General features: G+C 40.2%; 12 protein-coding genes. 8 read left to right on the forward strand and 4 right to left on the reverse strand.

Features of this window, described 5'->3' with window-relative positions; translation table 11 throughout:
* Positions 1–15: 15 nt before the first annotated feature.
* The 8 genes from dapF to M1F14_RS04790 all read left to right on the forward strand — a co-directional run bounded on the left by dapF (position 16) and on the right by M1F14_RS04790 (position 8,063).
* Positions 16–840 (forward strand): diaminopimelate epimerase, encoded by an 825-nt coding sequence (gene dapF / locus M1F14_RS04755; RefSeq protein WP_042845859.1) that lies wholly within the window; start codon positions 16–18, stop codon positions 838–840.
* A 41-nt stretch (positions 841–881) separates the two neighbouring features.
* Positions 882–1,586 carry a DUF484 domain-containing protein gene (locus M1F14_RS04760; protein ID WP_042845857.1) on the forward strand — a complete coding sequence of 235 codons (705 nt, stop codon included), beginning with the start codon at positions 882–884 and terminating at the stop codon, positions 1,584–1,586.
* A complete protein-coding gene (gene xerC / locus M1F14_RS04765; RefSeq protein ID WP_042845855.1) occupies positions 1,568–2,497 on the forward strand; it encodes a tyrosine recombinase XerC in 930 nt (309 codons plus the stop codon). The genes M1F14_RS04760 and xerC overlap by 19 nt, the downstream gene beginning before the upstream one ends.
* A complete protein-coding gene (gene yigB / locus M1F14_RS04770) occupies positions 2,497–3,213 on the forward strand; it encodes a 5-amino-6-(5-phospho-D-ribitylamino)uracil phosphatase YigB (RefSeq protein ID WP_042845853.1) in 717 nt (238 codons plus the stop codon). Before xerC ends, yigB begins: the two co-directional genes overlap by 1 nt.
* A 218-nt stretch (positions 3,214–3,431) precedes the next feature.
* Positions 3,432–5,594 (forward strand): DNA helicase II, encoded by a 2,163-nt coding sequence (gene uvrD, locus M1F14_RS04775; protein WP_048605792.1) that lies wholly within the window; start codon positions 3,432–3,434, stop codon positions 5,592–5,594.
* A 202-nt stretch (positions 5,595–5,796) separates the two neighbouring features.
* Positions 5,797–6,474, forward strand: a complete 678-nt coding sequence (locus M1F14_RS04780; protein ID WP_048605794.1) for a hypothetical protein — start codon at positions 5,797–5,799, stop codon at positions 6,472–6,474.
* Between the two features lie 245 nt (positions 6,475–6,719).
* Positions 6,720–7,304, forward strand: a complete 585-nt coding sequence (locus tag M1F14_RS04785; protein ID WP_042845847.1) for a 2OG-Fe(II) oxygenase — start codon at positions 6,720–6,722, stop codon at positions 7,302–7,304.
* A 165-nt stretch (positions 7,305–7,469) separates the two neighbouring features.
* Entirely contained in the window at positions 7,470–8,063 is a 594-nt protein-coding gene (locus tag M1F14_RS04790) for a hypothetical protein (RefSeq protein WP_042845845.1), read from the forward strand.
* Between the two features lie 48 nt (positions 8,064–8,111).
* On the opposite strand, the gene prfH is transcribed toward M1F14_RS04790, so the two are convergent.
* The 4 genes from prfH to M1F14_RS04810 form a co-directional block, all read right to left on the reverse strand.
* Positions 8,112–8,723: a peptide chain release factor H gene (gene prfH / locus M1F14_RS04795; protein ID WP_173424813.1), complete on the reverse strand. Its 612-nt coding sequence runs from the start codon at positions 8,721–8,723 to the stop codon at positions 8,112–8,114.
* Positions 8,723–9,856 carry an RNA ligase RtcB family protein gene (locus M1F14_RS04800; RefSeq protein ID WP_042845842.1) on the reverse strand — a complete coding sequence of 378 codons (1,134 nt, stop codon included), beginning with the start codon at positions 9,854–9,856 and terminating at the stop codon, positions 8,723–8,725. The genes prfH and M1F14_RS04800 overlap by 1 nt, the downstream gene beginning before the upstream one ends.
* Positions 9,857–10,431: 575 nt before the next feature.
* Entirely contained in the window at positions 10,432–12,150 is a 1,719-nt protein-coding gene (locus tag M1F14_RS04805; RefSeq protein WP_042845840.1) for an amidohydrolase, read from the reverse strand.
* A 101-nt stretch (positions 12,151–12,251) separates the two neighbouring features.
* A complete protein-coding gene (locus M1F14_RS04810; RefSeq protein ID WP_042845838.1) occupies positions 12,252–13,604 on the reverse strand; it encodes an APC family permease in 1,353 nt (450 codons plus the stop codon).
* Positions 13,605–13,857: the final 253 nt, after the last annotated feature.

A 13,857-nucleotide genomic window follows, 5' to 3' on the forward strand; every position in this document is an offset into this window, starting at 1 on the left:
GCTATGGAGCGTGAAATGCAATTCTCTAAAATGCATGGCTTAGGCAATGACTTCATGGTTGTCGATGGTGTCACACAAAATGTGTATTTTTCGCCAGAACTTATTTGCCGGCTGGCAGATAGGCATACTGGTGTCGGTTTTGATCAGCTATTATTAGTTGAAGCCCCCTATGACCCTGACCTTGACTTTCATTATCGCATTTTTAATGCGGATGGCAGTGAGGTGTCACAATGTGGTAATGGGGCGCGTTGTTTTGCGCGCTTTGTTCGGCTTAAAGGTCTGACTAATAAGCAAAAAATTAAAGTTAGTACCCAATCAGGCCGGATGACATTAACCATAAATGAAAATGATGATGTCTGCGTTAATATGGGAGAGCCTGATTTTGAGCCTCAAAGGGTGCCATTTCGCGCTATTAAAGAAGAAAAAACCTATATTATTCGAGCTCAAGAACGTACAGTGTTATGTGGGGTTGTTTCAATGGGTAACCCACATTGCGTCATTCAGGTTGAAAGTATTCATACCGCAGAGGTTGAAATTTTAGGACCAGCTTTAGAGAGCCATGAGCGCTTTCCCGAACGCGCTAATATTGGTTTCATGGAAATTATTAATGCTGAGCATATTCGCTTGCGCGTTTATGAGCGTGGTGCAGGTGAAACTCAAGCATGTGGTAGTGGAGCATGTGCCGCAGTGGCTGTTGGGATCACTCAAGGGTTATTGGCGAAACGAGTACGTGTTGATTTACCCGGCGGGTCGTTAAATATAACTTGGGAAGGTCCAGGGGCTCCGTTGTATATGACAGGCCCAGCAACTCATGTCTACGATGGGGTCATCCAGCTATAAAAGTCACACAGCGATAATTTTACCGAGTTGAAGAGGGGAATATGGATAAAACCGAAAAAGCACTGAAGAGAAAACATCAACTTGATGAATTCGATGTGGTGCAATATCTAAAGGAAAATCCTTACTTTTTTCTTCGTAATGCACAATTATTGGAGCAGTTGAAAGTTCCACATGTTGTACAAGGTGCTATCTCATTACCTGAATTAGTGATGAATCGCCAACGTTTGAAAATCAAAGAGCTTGAGCAAGATATCCGTTTTATGGTAGAGCAAGCGCATGAAAATATAGAGCTTTTTGATGAGTTATTGGTTCTGGTGATAGACATGTCATCAGCCAAAAGCTTACAAGAAATGTTACTTACTTTAAATCGCTGGGCAAAAAAATTAGGTTTATCAGGCGCATCGGTTCGTTTATTCAGTGATAGTTGGCATTTATCAGCCCCTTTAGATGCCCATCAACTGGTGATTTCGCGTCGTGTTTTTGAGCCTATCAGAATTCAACGATTTGGCGATAAACGTAACTATCTTGGTCGTTTAAATGGCCCTGAAATCCAATTGCTTTTACCAGATGCGCTCAATGTCGGCTCTGTGGCTATCTCATTATTTGGTCATCATGGTGAATCGGGCATGGTTATTTTTACTAGCCGCGACCGCGAGCATTATCAACATGGTATGGGGACGGTTATGTTGGAAAAAGTGGCTCAAATTCTCCCGAGGTTATTATGCCAATGGATAGAACGCCTGTAGAGTCTCAGCCGAAAGGGCTGATGATGCAAGTTGAGGCCTTCTTACGTTATCTGCGAGTTGAACGTCGGTTAAGCCCTGTCACTATTACTAATTATCATCGTCAATTGAGTGTTATTGTTGAAATGCTAACCTCATTGAAAATCACTGAATGGCAAAAAGTTGATACAGCTATCGTACGGAATATCGCGGCTAAAAGTCGCAAATCAGGCCTACAGGCTGCAAGTATGGCTTTACGATTATCGTCATTGAGAAGTTTTTTGGATTGGATGGTGCATCAAGAGGCGTTGCCTGCAAACCCAGCCAAAGCAATTCAAGCACCCAAATCCAAAAAACGTCTTCCTAAGAATATGGATGTAGATGAGGTCTCCCAACTGCTAAATATGGATAGCGGTGATCCACTAGTTGTGCGCGACCGTACTATGCTGGAAGTGATGTATGGTGCTGGATTGCGTTTATCTGAACTTGTTGGTCTTGATGTTCGTCACCTCGATTTAAGCACTGGTGAAGTTTGGGTGATGGGAAAAGGAAGTAAAGAGCGAAAAATTCCAATGGGAAAAACAGCGGTGAGCTGGCTACATCGTTGGTTAGAAATGCGTGAGTTATATGAGCCAGAAGATGATGCTGTTTTTATCTCAACCCAAAGTGGGAAACGAATTTCGAATCGAAATGTACAAAAACGTTTTGAACAATGGGGAATAAAACAGGGGGTTAATAGTCACATTAATCCTCATAAATTACGCCACTCCTTTGCGACACATCTCCTTGAATCAAGTGGTAATTTACGTGGGGTGCAAGAACTTCTTGGTCATGCGAACTTATCAACAACACAAATTTATACGCACCTTGATTTTCAGCACTTAGCCAACGTTTATGATGTGGCTCATCCGAGGGCAAAGAGGGAGAAACCTTAATGCATTTTTACCGCCCACTGTCACCAATTATGGCGATTACGTTTGATTTGGATGACACGCTTTATGATAACCACCCAGTTATTGATAAAACGGAAGAGGAAGTCTTACGTTTTGTTCGTGAATACGACCCTCGATTCAATCATTTTAGCAATGATGACCTCTATGCTTTTCGCCGCCTTGTGGAAGAACAAGAGCCTGAGATCTGTCATGATATTTCCCGTTGGCGCTGGCTTTCTTCAAAAATGATGTTTTGCCATTATGGCTATTCGCGAGAAGATGCACAAAAAGGGGCAGATGACATCATGGCACATTTCACTTACTGGCGTAATAAAATAGATATCCCTGAATCTACACACGCAACACTTGCCAAATTAGCTGAAAAATTACCGTTAGTTGCGATAACCAATGGTAATGCAGAACCTGAAGCGTGTGGGTTAGGCCAATACTTTCAGTTTGTTTTAAAAGCCGGGCCAGATGGCCGTTCAAAACCTTATTGTGATATGTACCGTTTAGCTGCACAGCGCCTTGATCTTGAACCGAAATTCATTCTTCATGTTGGGGATAATCTACTGACAGATGTTGAAGGTGCAATCAATAGTGGTATGCAAGCCTGCTGGATTAACCTTGACCAAAAAACCCTAATGGGGGAGAAAGACGTGCGTTTATTGCCGCATGTAGAAATTTCTCAGTTGGCTTCTCTTTTATCATTGGTATAATCATTTCTCTGTATAAAAACACAGTGGTATTTGCTATTGTCGTGCTGCTACCAAACCTATTAAGGTTGGTAGTAAGTCGAATAGGTCATTTAAAATAAATCAGGAAAATCAATTTATTGGTTTTTGATTGATAACACAAAGTGGGAAATTACGTTTTTATTCCCCTTTGTTAACAACCTCACAGTGGTATTTTCCACTGCTTTGCTTTGATGGTAATTATGGACGTCTCTTATCTGCTTGAAGGTCTCAATGACAAACAACGCGAAGCGGTTGCCGCACCGCGTACTAATTTACTTGTGCTCGCGGGGGCGGGCAGTGGTAAAACTCGCGTATTGGTACACCGAATTGCCTGGTTAATGTCGGTGGAAAATGCATCACCATTTTCTATTATGGCAGTGACGTTTACTAACAAAGCAGCGGCAGAAATGCGTCATCGAATCAATCAGTTGATTGGCAGTAGTGAAGGTGGGATGTGGATTGGCACATTCCATGGTTTAGCACACCGCTTGTTGCGCCAACATTATATGGATGCCAATTTACCGCAGGATTTTCAAATCTTAGATAGTGATGACCAATATCGCTTAATTCGACGTTTGCTTAAAGCAATGAATTTAGATGAAAAACAATGGCCCCCACGTCAAGGTATGTGGTACATCAACGGCAAAAAAGATGAAGGTTTACGGCCCCAACATATTGAAAGCTATGGTAACCCTGTTGAAGCGACGTGGTTGAAAGTATATCAGGCGTATCAAGAGGCTTGTGATAGAGCAGGTTTGGTCGATTTCGCTGAGCTGTTACTTCGAGCTCATGAATTGTGGTTGAATAAACCCCATGTATTACAACACTACCGTGAACGTTTTACTAATATTTTAGTGGATGAATTCCAAGATACTAATAATATTCAATATGCATGGATTCGAGTATTAGCAGGGGAAACAGGCAAGGTCATGATTGTTGGTGATGACGATCAATCAATTTATGGCTGGCGTGGTGCCCAAGTAGAGAATATCCAACGGTTTCTTAATGATTTCCCCGGTGCAGAAACAATTCGTCTTGAGCAAAACTATCGCTCGACAAATAATATATTAAAAGCGGCGAATGCTTTAATTGCGAATAACAGTGATCGGCTAGGCAAGAATTTATGGACAGAAGGAGGGGATGGTGAACCCATTTCACTCTACTGTGCATTTAATGAATTAGATGAAGCCCGCTATATTGTTGGGCGTATTAAACAATGGCAAGAAAATGGCGGGGCGTTAAAAGATTGTGCCATGTTATATCGTAGTAATGCCCAATCGCGTGTACTTGAAGAGGCGTTAATTCAAACTAACATGCCTTATCGCATATATGGCGGCCAACGGTTCTTTGAACGTCAGGAAATCAAAGATGCACTTTCTTATTTAAGACTGATAGCAAATCGTAATGATGATGCCTCGTTTGAACGCGTGGTCAACACGCCAACACGAGGAATAGGTGAACGTACTTTGGATACCGTTCGCCAAACAGCACGAGATCAACAATTAACTTTATGGGAAAGTTGTGAGTACTTACTTCGTGAGCAAGTACTTGGAGGGCGAGCTGCGGCAGCAATAGAGCGTTTTTTAGAGTTAGTTGAAGCGTTGGCGAAAGAAACGCAAGATATGCCATTGCATGTTCAAGCAGATAGGGTTATTCACGATTCTGGTTTGCGTGCAATGTATGAGCAGGAAAAAGGCGAAAAAGCCCAAGCGCGTATCGAAAACTTGGAAGAGTTGGTGAATGCAACGCGTGACTTTAGCTACCAAGAAGAAGACCAAGATTTAATGCCATTACAGGCATTTCTATCACATGCAGCTCTTGAATCAGGGGAAGGGCAAGCGGATGCCAACCAAGATGCTGTTCAATTGATGACTTTGCATTCAGCCAAAGGTTTGGAATTCCCAGTTGTATTCATTGTCGGAATGGAAGAAGGGATGTTTCCCAGCCAAATGTCAATGGATGAAAGCGGGCGTCTTGAAGAAGAGCGTCGGCTCGCTTATGTGGGGGTTACCCGAGCAATGGAAAAACTTACCATTACTTATGCAGAAAGTCGTCGGTTATACGGTAAAGAAGTCTATCACCGTCCATCACGCTTTATTGGTGAGCTACCGACTGAATGTGTCGAAGAAGTTCGCCTAAGAGCCACAGTTTCTCGTCCGGTTAGCCATCAACGCCTTGGTACACCAATCAGTCAAAATGATTCAGGTTATGCGCTAGGCCAGCGGGTAATGCACCCTAAATTTGGTGAGGGGACTATTATTAACCTAGAAGGCAGCGGTGAACATTGTCGTTTACAGATAGCCTTTCAAGGACAAGGGATTAAATGGCTAGTGGCTTCATATGCACGGCTAGAGAATTTATAGTTACCATAAATTTCAAATATAACACCACCGTTCTAGGTGGTGTTATATATAATATAATAATTATATTATGTATCTCTAAAACTATTTAGTTTATTTGTTTTGATTTTTTATATGATCTATTAATTTGTTTTTTTATTTTTATCTTTTAATATTAAATTGTAGTTCATGGCTAACGTAATGGTAATAAATGGAGCTTAATTATATGGATAGTAAACGTATTTCTGCACTAAATGAAAGATTGATAAATATAAAAAATAAAATTAAAGATATAAATGGCTTATTAAAGAGATATAAAAACAGTATAGATGAAATGTCAAATAATATGGAATTAGTAAAAATACAATTAGAGCAGTCTGAGCATCCTAATAGAGTCAAAATGAACAAAATTATGGATGAGGTTAAACAGAAAATAAAGGTCAGAGACAAAGAGCAGAGAGACAAGCTTAAATCACTAGGCGAGTTTTTTAACAGGAAAGAAAAAAATATAAAGACATTTATCAAACCAACAAGTACATATAAGGCAGTCAACTTCGTTAATGTGGGTGGGTTAAAAAGTCGGATTTTTGATTTTATTGCAGTAGTTAATAGGAATAGTGAATTAGTGGAGAAGGAACTTAGTTCTCTTCAGATTGAACTGAGCGAAGTTAGCACGAAATATCCGGGTATTAAGGGTGATTGGTTAGAGGCGTTGCTGAAACCAGATGCACTTATTGGAACAGCGAAACCAGATGCACTTATTGAAATGACAGCGGCGCTAGAGCCGTCTCAGGAAATGACTTCATCTGTAGAGGCACTGGTTGAAACTCAACATAAACCTCTCGTTTTTGTTGCTAAACACAGTTGTTTTGGAAAGACGGCATGGTGTGGAATAACACACTGATAATATTGTTTGATTTTTAATCTGTAAAATAAATCAATCGAAATAATTTATTAGTGTAAGGTACTTATTTATATAGGTACCTTATTCAATCAAATGATTAAAAATACTTACATAATGAAAAATAAAGGGTTTTTAGTTAGAAAGATTGATTCGATAGTTTAATCAATAAGATTTAAGCTTTTAATTTTATCTTTTTGTTTTTTTAGCGTATAAAGTTTTACCGAATAACCTTTCTAGTATTTATCATGTCAATTAATAAACTTATTGATTCACTCTCTACACAGGGCTGGTATGTGTGGGACGGTTTCTTGATCCCGCCTAATATAAAAGCTATCAAGGATTGCATTCCAGAAACACTGCAAGATGCACGTATTGGTCACCGTAATTTGTTACAGGGGAATAAAGCAATTCGAGGTGACCAAACAGTTTGGTTAGAACCTGAAATGGGGGCTCCTATCTGTGATTATATGGAGAAAATGGAACAAATAAGACAGGAAATCAACCGTCAACTTTACCTAGGTTTACGCGGTTTTGAAACGCATTTTTGCCGATATTCACAGGGTGGTTTTTATAAGAGACATGTCGATAACCCTAGGGGTGTTGGGCGGCGTAAGGTCACGACGGTTTTATATATGAATGAATCATGGCAACCTAGTGATGGTGGTGAATTGGTGGTTTACGACCAAACAGGTAATCAACTGTTTACATTAGAGCCGATTGCGGGGCGTATGGTCTTTTTTATGTCAGAAGAGTTTCCCCATGAGGTTTTACCAACTAAATTGATACGTGAAAGTATAGCCGGTTGGTTTTTAACTGAAACAGTATCTTAATTAGTTTTTTCATATTCTAGATACTGTTAGATAGTAAGCTATCTTATCAAGATTTCAACAATAAACTTTTAAAACATACAAACTATAAATTTGTATTTTAACGTTAATAACGATATTTTATTTTACTACGTTAATAGTAGCTTAACTTTAAAAAGGAGTTTTATTATGAAATCTAATTATGGAACGCTTGATAACGTAAAAAATTTAATTCATGAATTAAGTGAATATAATGATGTTGCAGTAGATAAAAAGCTAATAAGTACGCTTGATAAGTTTCAGGAGGGGATAGGTAAAATATCGGATATAACATACACTCTACCTAAAATTTACGCCTCAAAACCGCCGCTTATTCAACATGCTTTTCTATCAAGCTTCAATAATAATATAGAAATGAAATATCTATTTAAAGAAATAAATAGTGAAGTCATTAAATATGTTGATTTCATCAAGAAAGACTACAATCCCCAAGAGCAAGTACAGATTTCATCGTTGATTAAAGCGAATCAAAGTAGCGCGTTTCTTCCCCAAAGCCCACCGCAAACTATAGAAGAGCAGGCTAAAGCCTATCGTAAAGCACTTGAGCCACAGAATTTAGCACCAGTTATCGAAGGGTTTAGAGAGGGTACACAAGAAACTTTATTATCGAACCACATGGCGGCACTAAAGCCAGTAGAAAGTCACTCTTTAGATAACAACCTGTCAGCAGATTTTACTATTCACGGCTGCCAGATCTTTATTCCACATCAATATCGTATGTAATAGGTCACGTTGGGGGTCCACCTTTCAGAGTGGGCCCCAATTAGTTAGTTAGTTAGTTCGCTTAAACTCTATTCCAACAAAAGTGATCGTAGCATTTCCCCTTTCTATTTGGTAATGGGAATGATGTCGCTGTTTGTCTAATGAGCTCAGTTGTTGTGAGTAATACTCACTGAGTTTCCACTGGATTAATTGCCTTGCGAGTCTCTTATTTGCGTGTTGGCTACGCTCAGACTGGACTTTAACCGCAATACCTGTGGCAATGTGTTTTGCTCTAACTGCAGAAGACGTTTTATTTACATGCTGCCCACCCGCGCCTTGGGCTTTAGTAAATTCAAACTCAATCTCACTTTCTTCAATAGGTTTGATCGCTGAAAAACGCGTGACATTGAGAAACCAATTTTTCCGTTTATGGCGAGGCCTGATGGGGCTTTGACATTGCCATTGAACAGTGCCACACCAAGTATTGGCTAATGTTTCTGTATTTTCACCTTCCAGGCAAACTAATGCAGATTTTAACCCTTGTTTCGATGGGACAGACTCTAACAAATTGACTGTAACTTGGTGTTTATTCGCTTCTTGTAGAAAACAGGCTAGTGCTTTTTCAACCGCAATACAGCATTCTTCAGGGCCTTGTGCAGAGGAAAATTGTAATAACATGATTAACACTCCCCACTGGTTTTGTAGGTAATGATAGGTTTAAGCCTAGCCACCACTTGGATTACTCCAATATTCACCATGCTTTCAATCACAGTATCAATTGATTTATACGATTGTGGGGCTTCTTCATAAATCAGTTGTTTATTGGCGCAAATGACACGACTACCTAGTTCTGTTCGAGATAATTGAACAGGTGTGTAGCGATGAGATAGGCGGCCTTTACACTCCCCTCGCATCCATTTGCGCCCAGCGCCGTGAGCGAGGGAATTCAGGCAAGCGTCATTTCCCTGTGGTGCGACTAAATAACTGTAATCGCCACGCGAACCAGGAATAATTACCAGCCCTCGGTCTGAAGGGGTTGCTCCTTTACGATGTAACCACCCAGTTATGCCATTAATTTGACATGCCTCGACTAAATTATGGTTAACATCTAGGCTTAGTTCACCAGTTGATTTAACCTGTTGCAGCATGCGTAGCCCTATAAGACGGCGATTTACCTGTGCAAAATGTAAAGCACCTTGATGAGCTTTAAGGTAATTATCAGCATCACGAGTGCCTGATAGAAGCCCATTGTGGTTATATTTTTCAACGTGTTGTCGAAGAATTGATTGGCCTAAACCACGCGAGCCGCTATGAACTAATAGCAGTAGCTGTTGCTTATTTAACCCACTCGTAGCAAATAATTCAGGGTGCAATACTTGGTCAATGGTTTGGAACTCTGCAAAATGATTCCCACCACCAATAGAGCCTAATGATGCCATAAATTCACATGTTCTCATTGTGTCTGGCACATGTTCTTCGAGCCATGCTAATGAGGCATGATCTGACATCTGAGATAGCTGTTTTTCTAATTTATCGAGGTTAACTTTTGATTGTTTAATATCTGTTTTAAACAGGCTCATACCGCAGCCGATATCATTACCAACTAATGCAGGATAGAAGCGTTTAGTAGAGAAAAATGCCGCACCAATTGGATATCCTCGGCCTGGATGAAGATCAGGCATACCAACAACAGATATCATATCTGGTAAGTTTGCCGTTGTTTGTAATTGTTGGATCGCTTTGCTTTCAATCCATGTATTTTTCGTTGCGATATAACTAACGTGTTCGCTAACGAAATGAAGGGTATTGCCCATAAGCTATTTACTCATTTAAATATTAAAAATAAGGTTATTTAGCGGGCCAATATGAATAGGATCTTTTTTTAAAGAATGGCTATTTTTGACAGTGCCCGCAAAGAGTTTGATTAATTTTTGACATTGTAAACCTCCTTGCAGTTAGTTGATGAATATAAAACGTTGTGAATACTAGCTATAACTTTTTTCTTTTGCAAGCGCTATTTTTACAAAGAAATATTTTTAGTCATTTTCTTATAATAATATATTCTCGTTAATATTTTTCGATAATTTATAACGAGATTGTTTATTGTTATATTATATGATTATTAATTTTAAAATATACTTTTTATTATCGTAATAACAGGTGTGAGGAATATAAAAGTTTGTTACGCTGTGATTCTGTGCTTGAGCCTTTCTGGTTCAAACTTATTTTTTGGATCAGAAATGAAAAAGCCCCGTTAGTTATTATTAACCAACGAGGCTCGATCCAAACCTAGACAGTTAGGTTTGTGGTTTTAAGCACCTAATTAAAATACCCCAACGCTACTATTAGTATTGGGGTATTTATTCATTTAAATAATATAAAAGTATAATTAAGCGATATGAACGGTTTTTCCACCGATAATTGTGCGCAATACTTTTACATTTTCAATATCATCGGCTGGGATTTCAAATACATTGCGATCTAGCACTATCATATCGGCAAATTTGCCTGCTTCGAGTGAACCAAGTACATCTTCTCGGTGTTGCGCATAAGCAGAATCAATAGTTGCTGAGCGCAAAACTTCGATAACAGTAAGGTTGCGGTCATTATCCAGTCTTGGCGCTTTTTGACCATTAATATCACGCCCACGTCGTGTAGCTGCCACTTTTAAGTCATACCATTCGTCAAAATCATCAATTGGCCAGTCACTACCAAAAGCAACAACAGCACCTGCATCGACAAATTTAGCGATAGGTTCTAATTGTTCAAAACGTTCATCACCTAGCATTTTCTTTTCAAAAGCAGCGAGCTCAGGTGTTGGTGCTGCCCATTGGAAAGATAGGCAAGCGATGGTTTTCAAGCGGGCAAAGCGTGCATAATCATCTGCATGTACTAGTTCGTTATGGGCTAAGCCTGGGCGAATATCTTTTTCGGGGTGTGCCGCTCGCATTTTTTCAATCGCATCTAATACAATTGACACAGCACCTTCGCCGACAGTGTGTAAGTGTGGGTCATAACCTGCCGCTGCTATTTTTTCCATCAGTTCATCAAGGATTTCGGCAGTGAAGTAGAGGTCGCCATAGTTATTAGTTTCGACCCAATTAGGGGCATCATCAGTACCTTGATTAATACGATATGGTTGTAATAATGACGCGGTCATGGTTGGAAACTGCATCACGCCATCAACAAACATCTTAATATTATTCAATCCTATTCCTGGAGCCGGTGTCCAATCTGCTTGGTGCCATTTTTTGGCAAATGCAACGGCTTTATCCACCGCGCTAGCAACGGATGCCACATCAGGAGTTTCATCTGGGGTAATTTCACGAGCCGCTTGGAAACGGAGCGTTAAATCACCGCGTTGTTGTAATTGTGAAAATGCTTCGAGTTGTTGTTCAGAAACCCGAGCATCCATGACCATAGTCACGCCTTGTTGATTCAATACTTTTTGAACTAATTCAGCAACTTCAATAGCTTGGTCATCGCGAATAGAAGGAATGCTGTCGGCTGCACGCATGGCAGGGGCATCTTCTAAAATACCGTTTAACTCGCCATTTTCATATTTACCAATTTTACCATCAGGGGGCTCAGGGGTTTCTTTGGTAATGCCAAAGAGTTCGAGTGCACGGCTATTGGCGAGCAATGTATGGCAATCATTGGAAAACAGGACGACAGGGCGCTGAGTGTTCAGTTTATCCATGTCTTCACGGTACATATCAACCCCTGCAGGGAGCATTCCTTGGCGTAGCCAAGCGGTTACTTTTAGCCAATCATTTTCACCGGTACGAGGGTCTTTATCTAAATGGTCTTGAACGCGCTCTAAAATTTGATCGATAGTCAAAGATTCATAGTTCAAATGGCAGCCGAACAATTGAATGCCACCCCAAAATGGGTGCATATGGCCATCAATAATGCCAGGCATCATCATTTTGCCTTCTAAATCGATACTTTCTGTTTCAGGACCAACATATTGATGAAGTTCATCTGAGGTGCCTGTTGCGAGAATATAGCCGTCACGGAGCGCAATCGCATCAACTACGCGATTCTGGTTATCTGCGGTGTAGATATAACCGTTAAAATAAATAACATCAGCAAATGGATTATTCATAGTAAACCGTCTGTATCAGTAGTGCTTTAGAAGCAACAAAGCTAAAAAAACAACGGGGAAGGCAAATGCTCCCCCGTAATTATTTATAAAGTATGAAATGATTAGTTAATAATCATCTCAGTTTCGTCATCAGAAATTGCAGGAGGACGACGAGTGAAGCCATGGGTGAGCAGGGTGAGATAAACAGCACCAGCAGCTAACCACCATAAACCGACTTTAAAGGCTTCGCTATCAAGGCTTGTCCATAACCATAAGGTTAAGATAACACCAATGGACGGCATTATCAGGCATGTGACAATTTTTGTATTATCTAATGACGCTTTTCGGTCAATATAGAAATGTTTGATTACGGATAAATTCACGAAAGTGAAGGCAATCAAAGCACCAAAGCTTATCATCGATGCAACCATGCTTAGGGATAAAACTAACGAAAGCAGGGAAGCGATAGCCACAAAAATAATGGAATAAACAGGCGTATTGAGTTTTGGATGTAAATAAGCAAATAAAGAACGCGGCAGTACGCCCTCACGGCCCATCGCATAGAAAATCCGCACAATACTGGCCTGTGAGGTCATCGCTGAGGCAAATACACCAATAACATAGGCGGTGATAAAGCTCGATGCCATCATTGCGCCACCGACTTGTTTCATCACAGCAAGGCTAGCAACATCGGTATTAGGAATAAAGTCCTGCCACATTGGATAAACGAGGTGTGCGCCGTAGGAGATAACGACAAATAGCGTTCCAGCGATAAACACAGTGTATAGGATTGCTTTAGGTAATGCGCTGCGTGCATCTTTGGTTTCTTCTGCCATGGTTGAAATTGCATCAAAGCCAAGGAAGGCTAGGCACAGCACTGCGGCACCTGCAAACAGCCCAGAGGCTTGATCTGCCATAACCGTAATTGGCGCCAATAAGGCATCTGCATCTAATACAAATGATGTTTTAAAGCTTAGGTATAAAAATACAGCGATAAACACAAATTGCATTAAAATGATTAGCATATTCATTGAGGAAACTAATTTGATCCCCAATATATTCATAATGCTAACAATTGTGATGGTGCTACAAATAATCACATACATTGGAATATCAGGGAAAGCTTCATGAACGAAGATCCCAATCGCGATGTAGTTGATAATTGGTAGGAATAGGTAGTCGAGCAATTGTGCCCAACCAACTAAAAAGCCAAGTGTGCCGCCGAAAGTTTTTTGTACATATGAGTAGGCAGATCCAGAAAGTGGAAGTGCGCTAGTCATTTTGCAATAGCTCATGGCAGTAAAAAAGACAGCGGCTAATGTAATCAAATAAGCGACAGGCAAATGCCCTTCACTTAATACAGTAACTTGCCCATAGGTGGTGAAAATTCCGAGTGGTACCATATAGGCCAGCCCGAAAAAAACTAACGCAGGAGTGGTTAGTACGCGTTTCATTTGAACGGTATTCTGTTGCATTTTGAAGCCCTTCCCAAAAGCCCTTAACAACGTTAACTCTGTCTGAATACTCAGGGAGAGTGAACCTAAAATGCAGCCATATAGCTTGGTCTTTATAACATTGGCTATAGTACTACACTGTTTTTATTTAATACTTACGCGTCATATTCAATTTCAGAAAACCTCGCACCAGGACATTTTAATTAAATGTCATCGTGCGCACTTTAATGAAACGTCAGTGATGAATCGGACCATCACCATCCGCTGGGGTGAA

The organism is Providencia sp. PROV003 (assembly GCF_045040775.1).
Classification (GTDB): domain Bacteria; phylum Pseudomonadota; class Gammaproteobacteria; order Enterobacterales; family Enterobacteriaceae; genus Providencia; species Providencia huashanensis.